Annotated in this window: 18 protein-coding genes and 4 pseudogenes; 14 read left to right on the top strand and 8 right to left on the bottom strand. The window is 66.4% G+C overall.

Annotated features, from left to right (window positions below; all coding sequences use genetic code 11):
• The first annotated feature begins 2 nt into the window (after nt 1–2).
• The 6 genes and pseudogenes from Strain318_RS05060 to Strain318_RS05035 all read left to right on the top strand — a co-directional run bounded on the left by Strain318_RS05060 (nt 3) and on the right by Strain318_RS05035 (nt 7,058).
• Nucleotides 3–1,745, top strand: coding sequence for a type I restriction-modification system subunit M (locus tag Strain318_RS05060; protein ID WP_367887435.1), 1,743 nt, complete (start codon nt 3–5; stop codon nt 1,743–1,745).
• Nucleotides 1,742–2,266 (top strand): annotated as a pseudogene (locus Strain318_RS05055) (virulence RhuM family protein); the annotation flags it as partial. The gene Strain318_RS05060 and the pseudogene Strain318_RS05055, both read left to right, overlap by 4 nt.
• 89 nt (nt 2,267–2,355) lie before the next feature.
• A complete protein-coding gene (locus Strain318_RS05050; protein WP_367886378.1) occupies nt 2,356–3,279 on the top strand; it encodes an IS481 family transposase in 924 nt (307 codons plus the stop codon).
• Nucleotides 3,280–3,301: 22 nt separating this feature from the next.
• Nucleotides 3,302–3,847, top strand: a pseudogene (rhuM, locus tag Strain318_RS05045) (RhuM family protein); the annotation flags it as partial.
• Nucleotides 3,844–5,148, top strand: a complete 1,305-nt coding sequence (locus Strain318_RS05040) for a restriction endonuclease subunit S (RefSeq protein WP_367887434.1) — start codon at nt 3,844–3,846, stop codon at nt 5,146–5,148. The pseudogene rhuM and the gene Strain318_RS05040, both read left to right, overlap by 4 nt.
• Nucleotides 5,148–7,058 carry a type I restriction endonuclease subunit R gene (locus Strain318_RS05035; protein ID WP_437436314.1) on the top strand — a complete coding sequence of 637 codons (1,911 nt, stop codon included), beginning with the start codon at nt 5,148–5,150 and terminating at the stop codon, nt 7,056–7,058. The genes Strain318_RS05040 and Strain318_RS05035 overlap by 1 nt, the downstream gene beginning before the upstream one ends.
• Here Strain318_RS05035 and Strain318_RS05030 read toward each other — a convergent pair.
• Together Strain318_RS05030 and Strain318_RS05025 are read right to left on the bottom strand one after the other, a co-directional pair.
• Nucleotides 7,033–7,572 carry an integrase core domain-containing protein gene (locus Strain318_RS05030; protein ID WP_367886156.1) on the bottom strand — a complete coding sequence of 180 codons (540 nt, stop codon included), beginning with the start codon at nt 7,570–7,572 and terminating at the stop codon, nt 7,033–7,035. The two genes, Strain318_RS05035 and Strain318_RS05030, sit on opposite strands and share 26 nt — an antisense overlap.
• Before the next feature lie 94 nt (nt 7,573–7,666).
• Nucleotides 7,667–7,975, bottom strand: a pseudogene (locus Strain318_RS05025) (leucine zipper domain-containing protein); the annotation flags it as partial.
• 85 nt (nt 7,976–8,060) lie between these two features.
• Here Strain318_RS05025 and Strain318_RS05020 point away from each other — a divergent pair.
• Nucleotides 8,061–9,302: pseudogene (locus Strain318_RS05020) on the top strand (type I restriction enzyme subunit R domain-containing protein); the annotation flags it as partial.
• Between the two features lie 11 nt (nt 9,303–9,313).
• Here Strain318_RS05020 and Strain318_RS05015 read toward each other — a convergent pair.
• Nucleotides 9,314–10,084: a hypothetical protein gene (locus tag Strain318_RS05015; RefSeq protein ID WP_367887433.1), complete on the bottom strand. Its 771-nt coding sequence runs from the start codon at nt 10,082–10,084 to the stop codon at nt 9,314–9,316.
• Between the two features lie 233 nt (nt 10,085–10,317).
• Between Strain318_RS05015 and Strain318_RS05010 the strand changes: the two genes are divergently transcribed.
• Together Strain318_RS05010 and Strain318_RS05005 are read left to right on the top strand one after the other, a co-directional pair.
• Nucleotides 10,318–10,875, top strand: a complete 558-nt coding sequence (locus tag Strain318_RS05010; protein ID WP_367887432.1) for an ATP-binding protein — start codon at nt 10,318–10,320, stop codon at nt 10,873–10,875.
• 34 nt (nt 10,876–10,909) lie between these two features.
• Nucleotides 10,910–11,533, top strand: a complete 624-nt coding sequence (locus tag Strain318_RS05005) for an ATP-binding protein (protein ID WP_367887431.1) — start codon at nt 10,910–10,912, stop codon at nt 11,531–11,533.
• Nucleotides 11,534–11,545: 12 nt separating this feature from the next.
• Here the strand turns inward: Strain318_RS05005 and Strain318_RS05000 are convergent, their stop codons facing one another.
• A complete protein-coding gene (locus Strain318_RS05000; protein ID WP_367887430.1) occupies nt 11,546–13,210 on the bottom strand; it encodes a prolipoprotein diacylglyceryl transferase family protein in 1,665 nt (554 codons plus the stop codon).
• Nucleotides 13,211–13,540: 330 nt separating this feature from the next.
• On the opposite strand from Strain318_RS05000, the gene Strain318_RS04995 reads away from it, so the two are divergent.
• Genes Strain318_RS04995 through Strain318_RS04985 form a run of 3 tightly spaced genes read left to right on the top strand, consistent with a single transcriptional unit; the run spans nt 13,541 to nt 17,410 of the window.
• Nucleotides 13,541–14,638 carry a sensor histidine kinase gene (locus tag Strain318_RS04995; protein WP_367887429.1) on the top strand — a complete coding sequence of 366 codons (1,098 nt, stop codon included), beginning with the start codon at nt 13,541–13,543 and terminating at the stop codon, nt 14,636–14,638.
• Entirely contained in the window at nt 14,635–15,096 is a 462-nt protein-coding gene (locus tag Strain318_RS04990; RefSeq protein WP_367887428.1) for a response regulator, read from the top strand. The genes Strain318_RS04995 and Strain318_RS04990 overlap by 4 nt, the downstream gene beginning before the upstream one ends.
• Nucleotides 15,097–15,142: 46 nt before the next feature.
• A complete protein-coding gene (locus Strain318_RS04985) occupies nt 15,143–17,410 on the top strand; it encodes a hybrid sensor histidine kinase/response regulator (RefSeq protein ID WP_367887427.1) in 2,268 nt (755 codons plus the stop codon).
• An 11-nt stretch (nt 17,411–17,421) separates the two neighbouring features.
• Here Strain318_RS04985 and Strain318_RS04980 read toward each other — a convergent pair whose 3' ends face one another.
• Nucleotides 17,422–18,852: a M48 family metalloprotease gene (locus tag Strain318_RS04980; protein WP_367887426.1), complete on the bottom strand. Its 1,431-nt coding sequence runs from the start codon at nt 18,850–18,852 to the stop codon at nt 17,422–17,424.
• 73 nt (nt 18,853–18,925) lie between these two features.
• On the opposite strand from Strain318_RS04980, the gene Strain318_RS04975 reads away from it, so the two are divergent.
• Entirely contained in the window at nt 18,926–19,546 is a 621-nt protein-coding gene (locus tag Strain318_RS04975; protein ID WP_367887425.1) for a YdeI/OmpD-associated family protein, read from the top strand.
• Nucleotides 19,547–19,554: 8 nt separating this feature from the next.
• Nucleotides 19,555–19,923, top strand: coding sequence for a DUF2200 domain-containing protein (locus Strain318_RS04970; RefSeq protein ID WP_367887424.1), 369 nt, complete (start codon nt 19,555–19,557; stop codon nt 19,921–19,923).
• On the opposite strand, the gene Strain318_RS04965 is transcribed toward Strain318_RS04970, so the two are convergent.
• Genes Strain318_RS04965 through Strain318_RS04955 form a run of 3 tightly spaced genes read right to left on the bottom strand, consistent with a single transcriptional unit; the run spans nt 19,910 to nt 23,554 of the window.
• Nucleotides 19,910–20,389 (bottom strand): hypothetical protein, encoded by a 480-nt coding sequence (locus Strain318_RS04965; protein ID WP_367887423.1) that lies wholly within the window; start codon nt 20,387–20,389, stop codon nt 19,910–19,912. The genes Strain318_RS04970 and Strain318_RS04965 overlap by 14 nt on opposite strands.
• A gap of 7 nt (nt 20,390–20,396) precedes the next feature.
• Complete coding sequence (locus Strain318_RS04960; RefSeq protein WP_367887422.1) at nt 20,397–22,586, bottom strand: S9 family peptidase; 2,190 nt, start codon at nt 22,584–22,586, stop codon at nt 20,397–20,399.
• Nucleotides 22,583–23,554, bottom strand: a complete 972-nt coding sequence (locus tag Strain318_RS04955) for a metallophosphoesterase family protein (RefSeq protein ID WP_367887421.1) — start codon at nt 23,552–23,554, stop codon at nt 22,583–22,585. Before Strain318_RS04955 ends, Strain318_RS04960 begins: the two co-directional genes overlap by 4 nt.
• Nucleotides 23,555–23,602: the final 48 nt, after the last annotated feature.

Genomic DNA, 23,602 nt, shown 5'->3' with positions numbered 1-23,602 from the left:
ACTTGGCAGACACGAATCTCTCCGCCTTGCTCTGGTCCGTCGCGGATCTCCTCCGCGGCGACTACAAGCAGTCCGAATACGGTAAAGTCATCCTCCCCTTCACCGTCCTCCGCCGCCTCGACTGCGTGCTGGAGCCGTCGAAGGCGGCAGTGCTGAAAGAGTACGCCAAGCGCAAGGCCGCCGGCCTCGACCCCGACGCCTTCTGCAAGAAGGTCGCGGGCCTCGATTTCTATAACGCGTCTCCGCTGGACCTCAAGAAGCTCGTCGGCGACCAAGACAACATTGGCCCAAACCTAGTCGCGTACATCCAAGGCTTCTCCCCCGCCGTACGCGACATCTTCGAACAGTTCGAGTTCCACACGCAAGTCGACCGGCTCGCCAAGTCCAAGATCCTGTACTTGGTGACTGAGAAGTTCGCCTCAGCTCCGTTGCATCCGGACCAGGTGAGTAACGCCGACATGGGCCTCGTCTTCGAGGAACTCATCCGGCGCTTCGCCGAGCTCTCCAACGAGACGGCCGGTGAGCACTTCACGCCGCGCGAGGTGATCCGGCTGATGGTGAACCTCATCTTCACCGAGGACGGCGACGTCCTCGCGAAGCCTGGTGTGGTGCGCCAGCTGTACGACCCGACAGCCGGGACGGGCGGGATGCTCAGCGTTGCCGAGGAGTACCTGAAGGTGATGAACCCGAAGGCCCGGCTCGTGATGCACGGACAGGAGCTCAACCCCGAGTCCTACGCCATCTGCAAGGCGGACATGCTTATCAAGGGGCAGGACATCGGGAACATCATCCTCGGCAACACGCTCTCCGAGGACGGGCACCGCGGCCAGCGCTTCGACTATATGCTCTCCAACCCGCCCTTCGGCGTGGAGTGGAAAAAGGTCGAGAAGGAGGTGCGCCGCGAGCACGAGCAGCAGGGCTTCGACGGGCGCTTCGGGCCGGGGCTGCCGCGCGTGAGCGATGGGTCGATGCTCTTCCTCCTGCACCTGCTCTCGAAGATGCGGCCGGCGAAGGACGGCGGCAGCCGCTTCGCGATCGTCCTCAACGGCTCTCCGCTCTTCACGGGCGGCGCGGGATCGGGCGAGAGCGAGATCCGGCGCTACGTGCTCGAGAACGACCTGCTCGAGGCCATAGTCGGACTGCCCACGGATATGTTCTACAACACCGGAATCGCCACCTACATTTGGGTGGTGAGCAACCGCAAACCCGCGGAGCGAAAGGGGAAGGTCCAGCTCATCGATGCCAGCGCGATGTGGCAGAAGATGCGCAAGTCGCTGGGCTCGAAGCGCCGCGAGATGTCGGAAGCGCAGATCGATGATGTCGCGAAGATCTTCGGCAACGCCGAGGAGGTGACGCGCGATGGCGTGCCGATCAGCCGCATCTTCCGGAACGAGGAGTTCGGGTACCGCACCATCACCGTCGAGCGGCCGCAGCGGGACGAAGCCGGGAACGTCGTGCTTGGCGCCAAGGGAAAGCTCAAGGGGAAGCTGGTCGCGAACGCCGACCTACGCGACACCGAGAACGTGCCGCTCACCGAAGAGGTGGAGGCGTACTTCGCGCGCGAGGTGAAGCCGCACGCGCCGGATGCGTGGATCGATGAGGAGAAGACCAAGGTCGGGTACGAGATCCCGTTCAACCGGCACTTCTATGTGTTCAAGCCGCCGCGGTCGTTGGAGGAGATTGACGCGGAGCTTAAGGAAGTCTCGGGGCGTATTGTGGCGATGCTGGGGGCGCTGCACCAATGAGCGGCGACCTCACGCCGCCTGCCCCTGGGGAGTTCCTCCTTTACCAGACCGAGGACGGGCAGAGCCGGATGGAGATCCGGTTCGACGGGGAGACCCTGTGGCTGACGCAGGCCCAGATGGCGGAGCTCTTCCAGACCACGGTGGCGAACATCGCCACCCACCTCCGGGCGCTGACTACCGAGGGGGAAATCGACCCGAATCGAACTATTAAGCAATACTTAATAGTTCGAAGTGAAGGCGGGAGAACGACTTCCAGAGCAATCAACCACTACTCGCTCCCCGCGATTCTCGCAGTCGGAATGCGGGTGCGAAGCCCCCGAGGCACCCAGTTCCGGCTCTGGGCCATCACTCGTCTCGACGAGTATCTCCGCAAGGGCTTCGTGATGGACGACGAGCGCTTGCGGAACCCGTCTGGCGCCGGCGTCCCCGACTATTTCGATGAGCTTCTCGAGCGCATCAGGGACATCCGCGCCAGCGAGCGGCGAATGTATCTGCGCGTACGCGACATCCTCGCGCTAGCTGTTGTTGGTGAGGAGGTTGTTCACAGGAGCGTAGCGGATGCAAGCTGGGGTTGCTGAGACGCTCAACCGGCACCCCGCCAGAGGCTCCTGTGAACATCCACAAGAATGCACGTCTGACCGTCGCGGGGCGACTCGCCGTCGCGACCGCCGTTCTGGGCGGGCAGGATCCCGCCGCCGTCGCCCGGGGCGCGGCCTGTTCCGTCCGCACCGTCTGGAAGTGGGTCGCCCGCTTCCGCACCGGCGGCGCGGCGGCGCTCGCGGACCGCTCGTCGCGCCCGCATCGCCTCACCCAGCTCCCGCGGCCGCAGCGCCGCGCGATCCTTCGGGGCCGCACCCGGCGGCGCTGGAGCTCGACGCGCATCGCCCAGGAGACGGGCATCCCGCTCTCAACGGTGATCCACTTCCTGCGCCGCCACGGCCTGCAGCGGCTCCCTCGGCTCGAGCCGCCGCGCGCGGTGCGCCGCTACGAGATGCGGGCACCGGGCGAGCTGCTGCACGTCGACACGAAGAAGCTCGGGCGCATCGGCCGCGTGGGGCACCGCATCCACGGCGACCGCCGGACCCGCGTGCGCGGGATCGGCTGGGAGGCGGTGCACGTCGCGGTGGACGCCTACTCGCGCGTGGCCTACGCCGAGGTCCTGCCCGATGAGCGCGCGGCGACCACGGCGGCCTTCCTCGCACGGGCGATCGCGTGGTACGCGGCGCTCGGCGTGCGGGTGCGCGCCGTGCTCACCGACAACGGGAGCTGCTATCGCAGCCACGCGGTGCGCACGCTCCTCCGCTGCGACGGCATCACGCACAAGCGCACCATGCCCTACACGCCGCGCACGAACGGCAAGGTCGAGCGGCTGATCCAGACGCTCCTGCGGGAATGGGCGTACGCGCGCCCCTACCCCTCCTCGCGGGTGCGCACGGAGTGGCTCGCGCGCTACCTGCGGACGTACAATGAGGCGCGCGGACACTCAGCCCTCAACTACCTCCCCCCCATGCTGCATCTCGCTGCGGCCCTGTGAACAACGTCCTCACTAACAACAGCTAGCGGCCGACTATGCGCCCAAGGCCGAGGAGACCCAGCGTGTGTTCCGTGTAGTGCAGAACAAACTGCACTTTGCGGCGACAGGGCTGACGGCGCCCGAGATCATTGCGCGGCGTGCCGATGCCGCCGCGCCGAATATGGGTCTCACCGCGTGGAAGGGCGACCGGGTTGCGCGCACCGACGTCACCGTGGCAAAGAACTACCTGCTCGAACCGGAGATCGCCGAGTTGAACCGAATCGTGACGATGTTCCTCGACTTTGCGGAGGATCAAGCGTCGCGGCGGAAGCAGATCTTCCTGCAGGATTGGGAGCAGCGACTCGATGATTTCTTGAGGTTTAACGATCGCAAAGTGCTGGCTGATGGAGGCAGTATCTCGCGAGGTGATGCGGACAAGCGGGCGCAGACCGCGTACGAAGCGTTCGCGCAGCGCCGGAGGGAGGAGCTGGAGGCAGTCGGAGAGCGTGATGGTATCGCAGCACTTGAAAGCGCCGAGAAGGCGATTGTGAAGCGCATCGGTGGTCGGCGTAAGCAGAAGGACTCATGAGCTTTCCTAAGTATCCGTCCACTCGCCGCTGGGGCTCCGACGGCATTGCGGAGGTGCCCGAGCACTGGGTCGAGCGCCGCCTACGTGATGTCGCGCGAGTCGTAAACGGATTCCCTTTTGACTCCAGCCTCTTCACTCCCGATAAGGGGCTGCCGTTGGTCCGTATCCGCGACCTTGGTCGAGATACCACCGAGATGCGGTACGCGGGAGACATCGTCACCGCGGCGCTTATTGACGCAACCGATGTCCTCATCGGTATGGACGGGGACTTTACGGTAGGGCGTTGGCTCGGCTCTGGACAGGCGTTGCTCAATCAACGAGTCTGCTGCGTGCGGGGCCGTAGCCCAATGATAACGCGCTTCGTGGAATACCACCTGCCTCGACCATTGCAGGCGATCAATGATGTCACTTACTCAACCACGGTAAAGCACCTGTCGTCCGGTCAAGTCGAGGCCATTCGCATCGTGATGCCGCCGCTCGACGCGGAGGTTGCGAGCGTGGTCCATTTCCTCGACCGCGAGACGGCCAAGATCGACGCCCTCATCGCCGAGCAGGAGCGGCTGATTGCGCTGCTGCAGGAGAAGCGGCAGGCCGTCATTTCGCGCGCGGTGACCAAGGGGCTGGACCCGAACGCGCCGATGAAGGACTCCGGGGTGCAATGGATCGGATGCGTACCTACTCACTGGAGCATCGTCCGCATCGGTCGAGCATTTCGGAGCATTGGAAGCGGATCAACTCCGCCATCCGACAATGCCAGCTACTACGACGACAACGGCGTGGAGTGGATAAACACAGGCGACCTTCCGGATGGCCCCATCAGCTCTGTGGCACGTAGAGTTAGCAGCGAGGCGATTTCTAAGTTCACAACGCTCAGGGAGTATCCTGCGGGTGCCGTCGTAATTGCCATGTACGGCGCGACCATTGGCAAACTGGGCATTCTCACTCGGCCCGCGGCGGTGAATCAAGCTTGCTGCGTGCTCAGTGACGGAGATGGAGTAGCAGAGACATTTCTGTTCTATGTCATGCTTGCGGCTCGCGAAGCTATCATCCAGCTCGCAACGGGTGGAACCCAGCCGAATATCTCCCAAGCGACTGTGCGCGCATTTTCGATACCTGTTCCCCCAATTCAGGAACAGGTCAGTCTAGTCGCACAGCTCGAGGCAGCACTCTCAAAGTTTGACGCCCTTGCCACTGACGCGGAATCGATGATTGCACTGCTTCGCGAACGCCGCACCGCCCTCATCACCGCCGCCGTGACGGGCCAGGTCGACGTCCGCGGCCTTGTCGGGACCGCCACCTGATGGCCCTCCACAACGAGATCCGCTTCGAAGACGACATCTGTGAGGCGCTGGCCGCCGCCGGCTGGCTCTACCAGAAGGCCGACGCTGCGCTCTACGACCGCGCACGCGCCCTCTTCGCCCCGGACCTCGTCGCCTGGGTGCGCGAGACGCAACCGAAGGTCTGGGAGGCCCTCGAGAAGAACCACGGCCCCAAGGCCACGGACACCCTGCTCGACCGCGTTCGCTCCCAACTCGATCAGCGTGGCACCCTCGACGTCCTCCGCCACGGCATCGACCTGCTCGGCGCCAAGGGGACTGTCACGCTGGCCCAGTTCAAGCCAGCCATCGGCCTCAACCCCAGCATCCTCGCACGCTACGCCGCCAACCGCCTCCGCGTCGTCCGCCAGCTCAAGTACTCGCTGCACAACGAGAACTGCATCGACCTGGTGCTCTTCCTCAACGGCATCCCCGTCGCCACGGTCGAGCTCAAGACGGACTTCACGCAGAGCATCGACGACGCGGTGGACCAGTACCGCTTTGACCGCGACCCGCGCCCCAAGGGCCAGGCTCCGGAGCCGCTGCTCAGCTTCCCCTCCGGCGCCCTCGTGCACTTCGCCGTGAGCACACGCGAAGTGCGGATGACCACCAAGCTCGAAGGCGCCACGACGCGCTTCCTGCCCTTCAACCAAGGCGACCACGGCGGCAAGGGGAATCCCGTCGCCGCCGACGGCGGCTACCGCACGGGCTATCTCTGGAATGAAGTCTGGGCCCGCGACAGCTGGCTCGAGATCCTCGGCCGCTATTGCATCGCCCAGCGCGACGAGAAGAAGCAGATCAAGACTGTCATCTTCCCGCGCTACCACCAGCTCGACGTCACCCGCAAGCTGCAGGCGGCCGTCCGTGCACACGGCCCGGGCGCCAAGTACCTCGTCCAGCATTCGGCGGGCTCGGGCAAGACCAACTCGATCGCCTGGACGGCACACTTCTTCAGCGAGCTGCACGACGCCAAGGACCACAAGCTGTTCGACACCGTCCTCGTGGTGTCGGACCGCAACGTCATCGACAAGCAGCTGCAGGAGGCCATCTTCGACGCCCAACGCACCAAGGGCGTGGTTGAGACCATCACGGATTCCGATGGCAGCAAGAGCGGTCAGCTCGCGACTGCGCTCAAGGCAGGCAAGAAGATCATCGTCTGCACCATCCAGACCTTCCCCTTTGCTCTCAAGGCCGTCCGCGAGCTCGCCGCGACGGAGAAGAAGCGCTTCGCGGTGCTCGCCGATGAGGCGCACAGCTCGCAGACTGGCGAGGCCGCGGCCAAACTTAAGGCCGTTCTGAGCTCGGAGGAGATCGCGGCCCTTCAGGCGATCGCGCCAGCCGAGGACGGCGGCGAGGTCAGCACCGAAGACCTCCTCGCCGCGCAGATGGCCACGCGCGCAGCCGACAGCGGCATCACCTTCGTGGCCTTCACCGCCACGCCCAAGAACAAGACCCTCGAGCTCTTCGGCACCAAGGCGCCGGGTGACACCGTCCCGCGGCCCTTCCACGTGTATTCGATGCGCCAGGCCATCGAGGAGGGGTTCATCCTCGACGTGCTGCGCAACTACACGCCCTTCGACCTGGCCTTCAAGCTCTCGCAGGCCGGCGAGGAGTTCGATGACCGCGAGGTCGAGCGTTCCAAGGCGATGCGCGGGATCATGGGCTGGGTGAAGCTCCACCCGCACAACATCGCGCAGAAGGTGCAGGTGGTCGTCGAGCACTACCGCCAGCACGTCGCCCCCCTGCTCGACGGCCGCGCCAAGGCGATGGTCGTCGTCGGCAGTCGTAAGGAGGCGGTGCGCTGGAAGCTCGCCATCGACGCCTACATCAAGGAGAAGGGCTACCCACTCGGCACGCTAGTTGTCGGTTCTAAGGACGTTGTTCACGCTGCATGAGGAAGTGGAGCAGCGGCGGGACGCGGCCGAGCGACCGGTGCGGCCGTTCGACGTTGTAGCAATCTAGGAAGTCGGGCAGCGCCGCGTTGCGGTGCGCCGAGGTCCGGTATGGCTTCTTGTAGGCCCAGCGGCGGAGCGCGGTCTGGATGAAGCGCTCCGCCTTGCCGTTCGTCTGCGGGCGGTAGGGCTTGGTGCGCAGGTGCCGGATCCCGTGCGCGGCCAGCGCGGCCTGCACCGCGTGGCTCGTGTACGCCTTGGCGTTGTCGGTCATCACACCGGTGACGGCGATGCCCAGCTGCGCAAACCAGCGGCGCGCCGCCTCGAGGAAGCGGGTGCACGCCGCCGCGTCCTGTGTCGGCAGCAGCGCCGCGTACGCGAGCCGCGTCGCGTCGTCGACCGCGACGTGGAGATGGTCCTGCCCGAGCCCCCGACGGCGGCCGACCTTCGAGCGGTTGCCGTGCGCGCGATGGCCCGCCGTGACGAAGCGATCGAGGGCCTTCGTGTCGACATGCACGAGCTCGCCGGGCGTCTCGCGCTGGTAGCGCGGCCCGCCCGTCGCCCCCGGGGCCCTTCAGCCGGCCCTGGCCCGCGCGCGTGAGGACCCGGCCCACGGTCGAGACCGCGAGCCCGAGCCGCTCCGCGATCTCCGGCCCGGTGAGCCGCGTCGCGCGCAGGCGGAGAATCCGCTCGATGAGCGCCGGCCGCGTGGCGGTCGGCGAGCGATGCGGGCGCGAGGAGCGGTCGGCCAGCGCCGCCCAGCCCCCGGCCGCGAAGCGGCGCAGCCACTTGTAAGCCGTGCTCGGGCTGATGTGGAGGGCCGCGGCGACGGCGCGCACCGGCTCGCCGTCGAGGACCACCCGGCGGACGAGCTCGGCTCGCCCCCAGGCGGTCAATCGCGCATTGTTGTGGATGTTCACTGAGGCCTCTGGCTGAAGGTTGGGTGGCTCGCACCTCCAGCTTCCTCAGTTATGCCTCAGTGAACAACCTCTTTAGAACCGACAGCTAGTCGCCTTCTCCGGTGAAGTCGTGGACGAGGAGTCCGGCGCCGACCCGTTCACCGAGACGTCGAAGGAGCTCAACCCTGGCCTCAAGGGCCGAGACATCCGCGAAGCCTTCAACACGTCGGCGTACCAGATCCTCCTCGTCGCTAACAAGTTCCAGACCGGCTTCGACCAGCCGCTGCTCTGCGGGATGTACGTGGACAAGCGCCTCGCTGGCATCCAGGCCGTACAGACGCTCTCTCGCCTCAACCGAGCGTATCCCGGCAAGAACACCACGTACGTGGTGGACTTCGCGAACAACGCCGAGGATGTGCTCACGGCGTTCAAGACGTACTACGAGACCGCCGAGCTCGCCGCGACGACGGACCCCAACCTCGTGTACGACCTGCGGGCCAAGCTCGACGCCGCGGGGCACTACGACGACCACGAGATCGAGCGCGTGGTCGAATTGCTGCTGAATCCCAAAGCCAAGCAGGAACAGTTGGCCAAGGCGCTTGAGCCGGTCGCCGACCGCATCCTCAAGCGCTACGCGGCCGCGCGTACGGACTTCGAAGGCGCCACTCTCAAGAAGAACGGCGACGCTGCGGAGAAGGCCAAGCAGACGATGGACGCCTTGTTGCTTTTCAAGGGCGACATGGAGGCGTTCATCCGTCTGTACACCTTCCTCTCACAGATCTTCGACTACGGCAACACCGCCATCGAGAAGCGCGGGATGTTCTACAAGCACCTCGTACGTCTGCTGGACTTCGGGCGCGAGCGGTCGGGGGTGGATCTCTCGAAGGTGGTGCTTACACACTACCACCTGAAGGCGGGCGACAAGGCGCCGCTGGCGTGGAAGGAAGGCCCGACCATCCCGCTTGATCCGCTCAGCGAGGCGGGAAGCGGGCAGGTGCAAGACAAGGAGAAGGCGCTGCTCTCAGAGATCATCGAGAAGGTGAATGACCTCTTCTCGGGGGACCTGACCGACGAGGATCGCATTCGCTTCGTCCATCACGTGCGAGACCGGTTGCTCGAGTCGACGGACCTTCAGTCGCAGGCAGCGAACAACAGCAAGGCGCAGTTCAGTGCGTCCCCAGACCTGACGGTGGCGCTCGACCATGCGGTGATGGGAGCGCTGGATTCCTACTCGGCGATGAGCGCGCAGGCGCTGAACAATCCTCAGACCAAGCAGGGGCTGAAGAAGGTGCTGCTCGACTTGGCGGGGCTGTATGAGAAGCTGCGGGAGAAGGGGACGGCGGCGTAAGCCACGCGTCGTCAGTCGCCGTCGTAACCCCACTCGACAGACTTCGGGTCCGACCACTCGTCGGCATCGAAGCTCGCAAACACGGCGGCGTCGAACAGGCACGGCGCCACGTTGGCCGCCTTGCAGAGCGCCTGCACCCCGTCCGAGACGAACTGGTAGTAGTACCTATCTGCGAGCGCCGTGGCGTTCAGCTTGACCGGAAAGCCGAAGTCATTCAGCCACTTGGCGAGCCGACTGTCGAGCGGAATCTCGTAGCGGGTGAGTCCGATTCCCTGCAGGAGGTTCCGGCTTTGCTTGGGGCCGATGCCGAGTAGCTGGTCGGCGAGAAAGTTTGCCACGTCTCGCTCATACTCCGCGCTGACGTGTGTCGTGAGCCGAGCAAGCATCGGGTCGATCTCATCCCAAAGGCCGCCGCTGAGGCTGCGGTAGTTGGTCGCCAGCTCACGCCCGATGACCGTCGATCGGCGAATGCCGCCGAACTCCTTCAGCGTTCGGGTAACGAAGGGCGCGACGTTTCGTTCGGCCTCAACACGACGGATCGACAGTGGGAACGGCCGCGTCGCCAGCAATCGCGTGACAGCGCTGTTCGGTCCAGCTTTCTGCTGCGTGGTGAGCAATGCGCCGCACAGGCCGTGCCAGAATCCCGCCAGACTGATTCGCGGTCGCTGCGTCGCGAGGTTCCGACGCCGGCGCGCCTCGATGATTGGCAGCCCGTTGGCAGCGGCCATCAGGGTCTTGATGCGCCGAACATCGGTCGCCGTCACGTGCCAAGCCAGACGCATCGTCTGCGGTCCTCGCGATATGCGAAATGGGAAGTCAATCGACTGCGAGCACGTACATAGAAAATCGCAGATTCTATACAGAAGTTGCCGACATGCATAGCAAACAGCGGAAATCGGCGAACATGGACTCTCCCGTCCACATTGAACCGAACAGAGAATCGTATTGACTCGGATCATAAAATGAGTATTTTTACTCAATACACTGAGTATTTTTACTCACTTTTAGGCACCAGATGAACTTCCAGCGCCACCACCAAACCACACTGCTCAACCGGCTCCGCCAGCCCCGCCGCTTCATCCAAGCGGTCACGGGGCCGCGCCAGGTCGGCAAGTCCACGCTCGTCCAACAGGCGGTGGCCGCCCTCGATGTCCCCGTCCGCTACGTCAGCGCCGACGAACCCACGCTGCGCGGACCCGAGTGGATCGCCCAACAGTGGGACGCCACTCGCCTCGCCAGCACGGGCGAGCAAGGCGCAGTGCTGGTCATCGACGAGATCCAGAAGCTGCCGCAGTGGTCCGAAACCGTGAAGCGCCTCTGGGATGAAGACAGCCGCCGCGGCGTCCCGCTCAAGGTCGTGCTTCTCGGGTCTTCGCCAATCCTCATCGCCGAAGGGCTCAGCGAAAGCCTCGCCGGCCGCTTCGAATCCATCACGGCGGGCCACTGGAGCTTCGCCGAGATGCGCGACGCCTTTGGCTGGTCGCTGGAGCAATACCTGTTCTACGGGGGCTACCCCGGCGCAGCTCCGCTCATCGCGGGAGCCCACGCGCTGGCAACGTTACCTGCTCGATAGCCTGATCGAGACGAGCATCACGCGCGACGTGCTGATGATGACGCGCATCCACAAGCCGGCGCTGATGCGACGGCTGTTCGAGCTCGCCTGCCGCTATTCGGGACAGGAACTCTCATACACGAAGATGCTGGGACAACTGCAGGACGCGGGCAACACCGTCACACTCGCGCACTACCTCGACCTCCTCGGCGGCGCCGGGATGGTTCGCGGGCTGCCGAAGTACGCGGGTGACGTCGCGCGCCGCCGTGCCTCGAGCCCCAAGCTCCAGGTGCTCAACACCGCCCTGATGACGGCCCAGAGCGGCCTCACCCTCGACGAGGCCAAGCGCGATCGCGAGTTCTGGGGCCGCCTCGTGGAATCCGCAGTCGGCGCGCACCTGGCGAACGCGGCCCTCAGTGGCAGCTGCGAACTCCACTATTGGCGCGACGGCAATCACGAAGTGGCCTTCGTCGTCACCGCTGGACGCTCGCTCACCGCGATCGAGGTGAAGAGCGGTCGCTCACGCGGTGTGCACGCCGGTATCGCCGAGTTCACCAAGGCGTTCGCGCCCACACGCTCACTGCTCGTCGGTGGAGACGGCATTGCCGTCGCAGAGTTTCTCGCGGAGCCGGCGGAGCATTGGATTGCGACTCCAGCGGCTAGCCACTCCCCCGCCTGATCGAGCGCGGGCTCACCGCAGCCTGACCGCCTGCGTCACCCCCACCCGGAACATCGACCCCTGCGCCTCCCCATCGTGTGACGTCCTTCCCGTTCGATACGACAGATCCACCATCGTCCGAAACAGCGGGAACGAGAGCTCCGCCTTGTACCCTTCGCCGACCAACGTGCTGTACACACGCAGCTGGTCGCGGCCGGTCTTGAAGCCAATCCCAAACTGCGTCATCTCCCCCGTGGTCGGGAAAAAGCCGCTATTCGCGATACCGGCGCCGACGAAGGATCGCTCGCTCACCGGGATATTCACTTCCGCCGTCGCCACCACCCGATTCAGCTCGTGCCCTTCGCGTACGACCGCGCCTGACAAGAGGTCCGCGCGCCACATCGCGCGGCGTCCCTCCCACATGATGGCGAGGCCGCCCGCCGCGATGTCATTACGAGGCGCGGGTATCGCCGTCACGGGTCCCGGCTGGATACGTTGCAGGCGATCGGCACCCGCAGCGTAGCGCCCCTCGAGCGTGAGCCGCTCGCCGCTCGCGGTTTGGCGCCGGATGCCGGCGCGGCCTGCCACCACGCGGCTCTCGCGCTTGGCGAGAGTCGGCGGGCCATCGACGCATCCGTCGCCTGGTTCGTGCCCTACGATCTGCTCATACAATCCCGACGCATAGCCGCCGCCGATCAGCAGTTCGGTGCGTGCGCCGGAGCCGGCATTGCTGCTGTCCTGCTGCATCACCAGCAGCGCCCCGGCGCGCGGCGCGAACGCGAGCGGCGCGAACGGGACGAGTCGCCACACGCGGCGCGGCAGGACTGCGGCGGCCCACATCACGACGCACGCCAGTACGAGCGAGAGGAGTGCCAGGCGCTCGATCGGGACGAACCACGCGTGCGCGATGACGAACAGCGCTGCGAGGATGGCCGCGAGCACGAGCAGCGGCACCGCTCCCTGCGTGTGCTGAGGCGCAGGGACGGCAACGGCCGGCCGCAGTGCGGGCACTGGCTTCCGCGCCCGCACGCGACGCGCGACGAGCACGCCGACAAGCGGAATCGCAATCACGAGCAACGTCCACTGCACCACATTGAGCGGCCCAATCGCCGTGCGTCCGTCCCGCACACTCTCGACCGCAATCCGCAACCCCATGTAGGCCACGGTCGCAATCAAGAATCGGTCGCCATCGGCCCGCACGCCCGGCACACGCCGCAGCAGCGTGATGAGCAGGAGATCGCCCGCCATCTCATACAGCGGTGCCGGATGCACATGCACGTCGCTGTTTCGCGCGGCCACCGCCCACGGCACCTCCGTCGGCGTCCCGGCGCAGCAACCCGCGAGAAAGCACCCTACGCGGCCGATCGCCATCGCACTGAGCGTGGGGATGGCCATCGCATCGAGCGCCCGCCACGCCCCGATACCCACGGCGCGCGCCACGAGCAGTGTCGAGGTGATGCCGACGATGAGCCCACCGAGAATGGTCTTCTCGCCGTACTCGACGGGTTGGAAGTCGAGGAAGACCAGCTTCGAGCCCACGATGCCGGCAGCCAGCGCCGTGCCAAGCACTGTCATCCACGCGAGGCGCGGGAACTGTCGTGTGCGGCCGACCCGCAGCGCGAGCGCGATTCCAATACACGCGGCCAGCGCGAATGCGGTGCCGTACGGTCCGAGCCCAAGACCCTGCGTGGCGGGCATGCAGCGCTCCGAGGTGTGGGGTGATGCGCGCCACACCATACGGTCGCTCGTCCACCTGTGCAATCGCCTAGGGCAGAAACGCCCTAGTCGTCACGGCATCACTGTCCCACCATCCACTTCGCACTCCGCCCCACTGAACCGCGCGCATCGGACCGGCGTCTCGGAACAAATCGTAGCGCGATGATCTCGTTGCGGAAGTCAGGTGACGATCGGTCACACAGCTCCCGCCGATACTCTTGACAACCCCGCAAGAAATTCGCACCCTGTCAGGGAACCCCCTAGGTCTCCGCGTACTCCCCACGTGCTCGCTGGCACCTAGGATCTCGGAAAATGCAACAAACGAACCTGCATGGCCTCGCCGAGGCAGTCGTAGCCACGGTGCGAACCCCCCTTCTGGTGCTCGACCGCTCGCTCGCGGTCGTCGAGGCCAACGAGGCCTTCTACCGAACCTTTCATCGCGATCGGTCCGAGACCCTTGGTCGTCCCCTGCACCGGCTCGGCGACGGCGAGTGGGACATCCCCGAGCTGCGAACGCTCTTGGAGCGGGTGCTGCCAGCGCATTCGCACGTCGACGACTACAGTCTTGACCTCGAGTTTCCCGCGGTCGGCCGGCGGCACATCCTGCTCAATGCCCGCGAGGTTGCAGCGCACGGCAACGAGCCGTTGATTCTGCTGGCCCTCGAGGATGTCACCGAACGCCAGCGTGTGACGGCAGAGCTCCAGCGATCGAACCAAGAGCTGGAGCGCTTCGCATCCATTGCCTCGCACGACCTGCAGGAGCCCGTTCGCAAGATCTTGGCCTTCGGCAGCCGACTGCAGTCCGAAGCCACAGGTCTCACGCCAGGCGCGCAGGATCATCTCAAACGGATGCTGGCGGCCTCGGCGCGCCTGCAGCGCCTCGTCAACGACTTGCTGCAGTACGCCCGCGTGACGTCGCGCGGTGGCGCATTCACGCAGGTGGACCTCGCGCAGGTCGTGCACGACGCCATCGAAGACCTCGGGCAGCAACTCGAGCGCAGCGAAGGGCGCGTCGAAGTCGGCGCGTTGCCGACCATCGAGGCCGATGCGACACAGATGCGACAGCTCTTCCAGAACCTCATTGGGAACGCCCTCAAGTTCCGGCGCCGTGACGCGTCCCCCGTGGTCATCATTGCGAGCGACGAGACCGTCGGCGGCACCGTGCGCATCACCATCCGCGACAACGGGATCGGCTTCGAGCGGCAGTACGCCGAGCAGATCTTCGAAGTGTTCCGCCGCCTGCACGGACGCGACGAATTCGAAGGCACCGGCATTGGACTCCCGCTGTGCCGGCGCATCGTCCAGCGGCACGGCGGCAGCATCCGCGCAGAGGCCGAGCCCGACAGCGGCGCCCTCTTCACCGTGGAGTTGCCGCGCCGACAACCCGGCCCCGGAGAGACGCACGCATGACCACCCGCAACGCCGTGACCATCCTCATCGCCGATGACGATGCCGAGGACATCCTGCTCGCGCGCGATGCCCTCGCCGAAGCACGCCTTGCCAATGACCTTCGTGTGGTCAGCGACGGCCAAGAACTGCTCGACTACCTGCGCCGCGAGGGGCGTTTCTCCGACCCGGCGACCGCTCCACGGCCTGGCCTGATTCTGCTCGATCTCAATATGCCGAAGATGGATGGGCGTACCGCGCTGCGTGAGATCAAGGGCGACGCGAGCCTGCGCCAGATTCCCGTGGTCATCCTGACGACATCGCAGGCGGATGAGGACATCGTCGCCAGCTATGACCTCGGCGTGAACTCCTACATCCGCAAGCCCGTGTCGTTCGCCGGGCTTGTCGAGGTGATGCAGTCGCTGAAGCGCTACTGGTTCGAGATCGTGGAGCTTCCACATGCCGACGGACGACACGGTTAGGCCGCCGAGGCATCCCGACGTCGATGGACGGCGCGCAGCGACTCGCGTGCTCGTCGTTGACGATGATTGGGAGGACTACCTCCTCATTCGCTCGGCGTTGGAGGACTTGGGGCGCGGTCGATTCGCGTGCGACTACGTCGCCGACTACGCCGCCGGACTCGAAGCGCTGCGGACGGCGGCACACGATGTCTGCCTGTTGGACTACCGGCTGGGCGCCCGCTCGGGACTTGAGCTGTTGCGGGACGCGATTGCTGCCGGCTGCCACGTCCCCGTCGTGATGGTCACCGGCGAGGGCGACGACCAAGTGGATGCGGCGGCCATGGAGCTCGGGGCCGCCGATTTCCTCACGAAGCAGGAAATCACGGGACCGCTGCTCGCCCGCGTGATTCGGCACGCGATCACCCGGGCCGACGACTCCGCGGAACTACGTCGACGCGACGAGCGGCATCGGGCGCTGCTCGAACACCTCTCCGACAGCGTGCTCGTCCTGGATGCGGACGCACGCGTGACGTACGCGAGCCCGGCGGCCGCGCCAATGTTGGGCTGGACGCCGGACGAGCTCGCCGGCCAGGACATGTTTACGCTGCTACACCCGGAGGACGTCCCATACGCCCGTGAGCGCTTCGCCGCCTGTCTCTCCGAGCCTGGCCTGCCCCTGCAGGTTGAGTGCCGCGTCCGACACAGGCGCGCTGACTACCGGACCATCGAAGTGATTGCCGTCAATCGGCTGAACGCGCCGTCCGTCCGCGGCGTGGTGGCGTCGTTCCGCGACGTCACGGAGCGGAAGCAAGCACAGGCGGCGCTGCGCGAGGCGCGCGATACGCTCCAAACCCTGATCGACTCGGCCCCATTGGCGATCATCTCGCTCGATCTCACTGGGCGGGTGCTGACCTGGAACCGCACCGCGGAAGGGATGTTCGGCTGGCTCGCGTCGGAGGTCAGCGGGCGGACACCGCCGTTTCTCAATGACGATCAGTTGTCGGAGTTTCAAGGGCTCATCGGGCGGGTCACGTCCGGCGAGACCCTGAAGGACGTGGAAGTGTCGCGCCATCGTCGCGACGGCACCCCGATCGAGATTGCGCTCTTTGCGACCCCTGTGCGCGGCCCTGACGGGCGTGTGCAGCGAGTGCTCTCGATGTTGATGGACAACACCGAGCGCAAGTCCCTGCAGTCGCAGCTCGCCGTCGCGCAGAAGGTCGAGGCCGTCGGGGGCCTCGCCGGCGGTATCGCGCACGACTTCAACAACCTGCTCACCGCGATCCTCGCGCCAGCGGAGCTGCTGATCGAAACGTTGTCAGGCGACCCGGAGAGCGTGCGGGACGTCACCGAGATCCGCGACGCGGCGCGACGCGCCGCGGACCTCACGCGTCAGCTGCTCGCCTTCAGCAGACGACAGGTACTGCAGCCACGCCCCCTCAACCTGAACGAGGTGGTCACGGGAATGACGGGGATGCTGCGACGCCTGATCTCCGAAGACATCGACCTCCACACCTCCTGCGCCGGCGAGCTCGGGACCGTGCGCGCCGATCCAAGCCAACTCGAGCAGGTGCTCGTCAATCTCGTCGTAAACGCCCGCGACGCGATGCCGAACGGTGGTCGCTTGACGATCGAGACCGCCAACGTCGAGATCGACAAGACCCATGCCAGCACCCAGTTGCTCGTCACGCCCGGTTCCTACGTGATGCTCAGCGTTCACGACACGGGCGCTGGCATGTCCCCCGAGACGCAGGCACGGCTGTGGGAGCCCTTCTTCACCACAAAGCCCAAGGGCAAAGGGACTGGCCTCGGCCTCTCGACCGCGTACGGCATCGTCAAACAGAGCGGCGGCTATATCTGGGCGGAGAGCGAACCGGGGCAAGGCGCGACCTTCAAGATCCTCTTGCCCCGCGTCGAGGTCGCGGCGGACTCATTGGCGACAGCTCCACTAGACGCACCACCGCGCGGAACGGAACGACTGCTCGTGGTCGAAGACGACGATATGGTGCGTCGGGTGACGCAGCGCACGTTGACGGCAAATGGCTACGACGCCTTGGTCGCCTCGAGCGGCGGTGAGGCATTGCTATTGGCCGAAGCGAACGCGTACAAGTTCGACATGCTGGTGACCGACGTCATCATGCCCGGAATGAGCGGCGGCGAGCTCGCCGAGCGCATGCGCGCGATGCGCCCAACCCTCAAGGTGCTCTTCGTGTCGGGCTACACGGATGACGTCGTTGTCCGGCACGGCGTGCTGGAAGGTGACGTCGCGTTCCTTCAGAAGCCGTTCACGTCAGACTCGCTGCTGCGCAAAGTGAAAGACGTGTTGACGGTGGGTTGAACGCCCCCCCCCTACTGTCCCACCACCCACTTCACACTCCGCCCCACCGTCAGCACCTCATCCACCCGCACCTGATTGAGCAGCGCCAACTGCTCCGCACTCAACGGGCTCGTCCGCGCTGCGCGCAACTGCTGCATCGTCATCGCCCGGTCCACGCGCACGATCTGCAGCCGCCGCGGCTGCACCTCCAGCGCCGCGCGGTCCGTCAGCACCGCAAACGTCCCAAGCGCTCGCTCGGCTACCACCTGATGCGAGGCCCATCCCGTCGACGGTCCATACGCGAGCAGCTGCAACACCAACCCCCCGTGCTCGAGGAAAAGGACGCGCCCGCGCAGGGTATCGGCCTCGATCACGGCCGCAAACGGCAGCGCCACCGACGACGCAAACGCCGTGAGTGCCGGCCGGACGATGGCACCGGCCTGCACGCCCTGCTGCGCCGCGAACGCGCGCGCCGCTGAGTCCGCGCTCGGAGCGCGACTGAGCGTCAACTGGATGATCGCGTCCTTGCTGGCGCTCATCGCCGTCACGGCCTGCGTCGCATTCTGCGTTGCCCAGCCCTCGGGGAACGTGAGCGTAAACCGCAGGTCCGGATGATTGAATCGCTGCCCCACGAAGTAGCCCTGGCGCGGGTTGTTGCCGTACACCAAGCCGTTGAGGCGCTGCAGGTAGCTCTCGCGCTCGATGAGGCTGCCGAGGCTATCCTGCGGCATCGCGGCGATGGCGCGCTGGATGCGCGCCTGCCGGTCCTCCGGCGCAGGGTGCGTGGACAGCCAATCCGGCGTGGCGCGTCCACCGGCACCGCCGCTCAGCGTGGCAAGCATGGCGTACACGCCAGGCATCTCGCGCACGTCGTGATTGCTCTGCCGCATGTAGCGCAGCCCCAACGCATCAGCCTGCGTCTCGTCGTCACGGCCGTACTTGAGGAACAGCACGCCAAGTCCGGCGCCGCCGATGTTCGCCACCTGCGCGAAGCGCTCGCTGGCAATGCTGCCGAGGGCGAGTCCGGCCTGCGCGAGTTGCTGCCGACTCATCTGCGCCGCGGAGTGGCGGGCCGTGACATGGCCGATCTCGTGCCCGAGCACGGCGACGAGCTGCGCTTCGGAATTGAAGTGCGCGAGGATGCCGCGCGTGATGTAGATGAAGCCGCCCGGCACGGCGAAGGCGTTCACGATGGGGTCGTCCACCACGCGGAAGGTCCACGGGAGGTTCGGCCGTTCGCTCTTCGCGGCCATCGGCATGCCCAGCGCGGCGACGTAGCGCTGCAAGGCAGAGTCGGGCACGAGGCCCATCTCGGCGACGATCTGCGGATCGTACTCGCGCCCCATCGCGATCTCCTGGCTCTCGGAGATCATCATCAGTTCGCGCCGGCCGGTGGCCGGGTTGATGGCGCAGCCGCTGAGTGCGGCCATGAGCAGGGCGAGGGTCAGGGAACGGCGGTGCATCGAGGCTCCGTGAAGGCGATTCGTCTCCTGACAATCTACCGACGGGACACCCCGCGCACGATAAATTGGTCGCATGCCCCCCGTCGTCGTCGATCCTGCCCGCATCAAGCCCTTCCGCGACGCCGCCGCCTTCGAGCGCTGGCTCACCGCAAATCACGCCAAGGCGGAGGAGCTCTGGATCCGCATCTACAAGAAGAACTCCGGCGTGGTGAGCATCACCTACGCCGAGGCCCTCGACGTGGTGCTCTGCTGGGGCTGGATCGACGGCATCGTCAAGCGCTACGATGAACTGTCGTACCTGCAACGCTTCACACCGCGCCGCGCGAAGAGCCTGTGGAGCCAGGTGAACCGCGAGCACGTCGCACGCTTGATCAAGGCGAAGCGCATGACGCCGCACGGACTCCGTCACGTCGAGGCCGCGAAGCGGGACGGGCGCTGGGATGCCGCCTACGCACCGATCCGCAGCGTCTCCGCGGAGAGCATCCCCGATGACTTGCGCGCCGCCATCCGCGCAAACGCCAAGGCCGAGCGCACGTTTCAATCGCTCAACAAGATGAACCTCTTCGCCCTCGCCTTCCGCACGAACGCAATGCGCACGCCGGCGGGACGGGCGAAGAAGATCGCCGCGCTGGTCGCCATGCTCGCGAAGGGCGAGACGATCACGCCATTGCCGAAGCCGGCCAAGAAGAAGTAGCGTCCAGCATGAAGCTCGAACGCGTCTTCGCCATGAAGTTCTCCGCGGTGTATCCGCTCTACGTCGCCAAGGCCGAGCGGAAGCAGCGCACGAAAGCCGAGGTGGACCAGGTGATCCGCTGGCTCACGGGCTACACCGCGGCGGGGCTGGCCAAGCAGCTCAAGCGCGAGGTGGACTTGCGCACGTTCTTCGCGGAGGCGCCCACGCCCAACCCGAACGTGGCGCTGATCACCGGCGTGGTCTGCGGCGTGCGGGTCGAGCAGGTGGAGGATCCGCTTATGCAGAAGATCCGCTATCTCGACAAGCTTGTCGATGAATTAGCGAAGGGCTGGCCGATGGAGAAGGTCTTGCGCAAGGCGCCAGTCAGCGCTCGCTGACGCGCTTGGGAAGCTTCGCGACCGGTTGCCCGATGAGCGCCGCGAGTCGTTCGCGATCGTGGATCGTGCCCAGCAAGTCGATGTAGATACTCGACGTGCCCCGCACGCGCAGCCACACACTGGGCGAGTACACCGCCCCGGCGGATGATGTCGCCGTCCGGCTGTAGCGGCTGCCGTCGAGCGCGCTGATGGGGATGAGACGCGTGGTGCCGGCCAGCGTGCGCACCTGCAGGTGCTCGGCACCGTCCACGTGGACGAGCGAGATCACCGTCGCCACTCGTCGGAAGAAGTAAGGCACGGGGCCCCACAGCGCGACGCTCGCCGCCACCGCCCAATACTCTCGCGACAACGCCCCCCACAGGCCGAGCAGCACACCGCCGGCGAACAGGGGAGCGGCGAGCAGGCGCCACACCCAGGCCATCCCGCCGTACTCGTACAGCGGCTGCGACGCCCCCTGCTCCGCCATGCGGCGCCTACTGCCCAGGCCTCAGCTTCCGCTCCAAATACTCGGCGATCGCCGCATTCACGCGCCGCTGGTTGGCGTGCAGCATGAAGTGGTGCGTGTCGTCCACGATGGTAATCTCCTCGAGCTCCACGCCCTTGGCGCGCAGCCGCTGCAGCAGGTCCACCGTCTGGCTGAAGCGGACATTGCGGTCGTCGTCGGCATGGATGAACAAAGCCGGCGACTTCCACGTGTCGATGGCGGAAACCGGCGAGCTCTCCCACGCGAGTCGCGCGAGACGCTCGACTTCGCCGGCCGGACGTTCGTAGCGCCACGTGTTGGCGCCGATGCGCCCGCCGCCGTCGCTGGTGAAGTCATGCACGCCGTGGATGTCCACACCGGCGGCGAAGAGATCGCTGTCGCGGCCGAGGGCCAACGCGGTGAGATAGCCGCCATAGCTGCCCCCGTAGATGCCGATGCGCGAGCCATCCACGTTCGGCTGCGTGCGGAGCCACTCACCGGCGGCCTTCACGTCGAGATACTCGCTCGCGCCGGCGATGCCGGCCTTCGGCGGACGCTGGAAGTCGTGCCCATAGCCGATGCCCAAGCGATAGTTGATGCTCAGCACGATGAACCCGCGGCTCGCGAGATACTGGTTCATCGCGTAGGCGTTCCAGTAGTAGTCGCCGTAGTGCCAGCCGAGCAGCATCTGCCGCGGCGGACCGCCATGGACGTACACCACCGCCGGGCGCTTGGCGGCGGTACGGCCGCCAGCGCTCGCCCCCGCGTTCGCGGCTGGCTCGAAGAGCTGCGCGTGCACGCGGACGCCGTCGCTTGAGGTGTAGATGACCTGTCGCGGCGTGACGAGACGTGCTGCCGGGAACTCTGCGGGCACGCGGTCCGCGCCGAGCCAGCGGCGCGGCGCATCCGCGCGCGCATCCGCGCGCGCGGGCCCGCCACTCGCCATCTCGAGCACGAAGGGAACCGGCGGACGCTGCGCCGTAGCACCGATCGCGGCGATGCGACCATTCGCCATGCTTACCGGCGTCCACTCGAGTCCAGTGCCGGGGGTGAGCACGTCGAGCTGCTGGCGGTCCACCGCCGCGCGCACGACATGCCGGCGATCGATGTCGCCCGGCGTGTTGCCGGTGTTCCCGGAGTAAAGCACATAACGCCCATCCGCCGACATCGTCACGTGCTCGGCCATGTGCTCGCCCGGCGTGAGCAGCAGCGGCGCCTCGCGTCCACGCGCGGTCATCGAGTAGAGATGCGACCAGTTGTCGGCCATATGCATGAACACCAGGCGATCACCGGCCGCCCAGTGCAGGTTAACGCCACCGTGTGTGGTGGGCACGCTGCCGCGCAGCGTGCGCGCACTGGCCCAGCGCTCGCGCGCCTCACCCGTGCGTACATCCGCCACCCAGATGGCGAAGGGATTCGGCTGCGGCTCCAGCGAGTTCACCACCGCACCGCCCGCGCCCGGACGGCGCACGAAGGCGATCTGCGTGCCGTCCGGCGACCAGCGCGGCGAGCCGTCACGGTTCGTCGTCGGCACGAGGTAGCGCAGCGGCGTGGCCGCATCCTTATAGATGGCGATGTAGCTGTGGTCGCCGCGGCCGCTCACGAACGCGATCTGCGAACCATCCGGCGAGAACTGCGCATCACTCGCGCTGCCGCGCTGCTCGAAGAGCCGCCGTGCAGGCGAGGAACCGTCGATCGGCACGGACCAGAGCTGCCGCGCGCGCTCGAACACCACCACATCGCTCTTCGGCGAGATCACCGGGTTCAGGCCATCGCCCAGCGACACGGGCGTTCCACCGGCGAAGGGCACGGCCCACATCTCGACCTTCACGGGCTGCGTCGCACCGAGCGGGTTCACGGGCAACGCGTCGTCCCAGTTGGAGCCGAAATCGCCGCCGCGCACGTACACGACCCAGCGGCCGTCGGCCGAGATGCTCACCGAGGTGAGTTCCTGGCCGTCGTCCGTCTCGTAGTTGGTGAGACGCCGCGCGGCGAAGGCGGGACCCTCGGCCACCCAGATGTTGCGGAGGCCGCGCTCGTTGAGCGTCCAGGCGAGACGCTCCCCGGTGGCCGCGGCGGTGAGGCCTGTGGGATACGGCGCGCTCATCACTTGGTCGAGCGTGAACGGGGCCTGCGCCGCCAGCGGCTGCGCAAGCACGCTGAGCGCGAGGGAGGCCAGTGGGAGGAGTCGGGTCGTCACGGAGTCACCGGTGGGAGTTTGCCGTCGCGCCCGAGGATGCCCTCGAGGCGCAAGTGGGTGATGGCGGGTCCATCCTGCGTCATCGTCACCAACGTGAGGTGATCGAAGGCCATCGGGTCACGCGGGTTCTGACTGCCGCCCGTCGTGCCGAGCGTGTAGTACTCGCGGCCGAGGCGTTCCCGCAGCGCCAACGAGTGCAAGTGGCCGCTGAAGACCGTATACGGACGGCCAGCGAGCGCGCGTTCGATTGCCTTGAAGTCGTCGTCGGCAGGGTTGCCCCAGACGGGCTTATGCAGGAAGAGGAACGTCCAGCGCACGCCCGCCTGCTCGGCGATCGCGCGTTGCATGTAGGCGGCCTGCTCCGCGCCGATGTCACCCGTGGCGCGCTCCTGCATGCGGTAGTAGGACAGCGTGTCCTGCCCGCCCTGGTTCTCCGCGGCCGCCTGCACGGCCTTCGTGCGCGCGACGAAGATCTCCCGCGCCCGTTCGGGCGCGAGATCCTCGGTGTCGAGGACCAGGAACAGCGCCTGCTTGTACACGAAGGCGTAGTACGTGGGCCCGTAGCGCGAGCGCCAGACGTCCTTCAATTCGTCACCGGTGAGGTCGTGGTTGCCGCCGACGCGGAAGAACGGCGCCGGCATCGCGCGGGCGCGGGCGTCGAAGTCGTCCCACTCCCGCGTGAGGGAATCGGCGTTCGCGGTCGGCCCGTCGATCAGGTCGCCAACGCTCATCACGAGTTCGGGGCGCAGCGACGCGAGCTGGCGCACCGCCAGCGCGAACACATCGCGGCGTTCGCCGCCATTCAGGTCAGAGACGATGGCGAAGGTGAAACGTCCGCCCGTGGTGTCGAAGGTGGCGTGCGTCCACGGCAGCGCGGGGCCCGGCAGGGCGTGCTCGAACGCGGGACGGGGACCGCTGGCGCAGGCGGTGAGGGCCAGCATGCCAGCGGCGAATCGGCGAAGCGTCATGCCTAAAGGTTCCGCACAACCGTCGCCGCCGCCAGCCACGCCCCTCTA

The sequence above is a fragment of the Pseudogemmatithrix spongiicola genome (genome assembly GCF_030623445.1).
In the GTDB taxonomy this organism is placed as follows: Bacteria; Gemmatimonadota; Gemmatimonadetes; order Gemmatimonadales; family Gemmatimonadaceae; genus Pseudogemmatithrix; species Pseudogemmatithrix spongiicola.
Note: the sequence above shows the minus strand (reverse complement) of the source record. Positions and strands in the feature narration are given on the sequence as shown.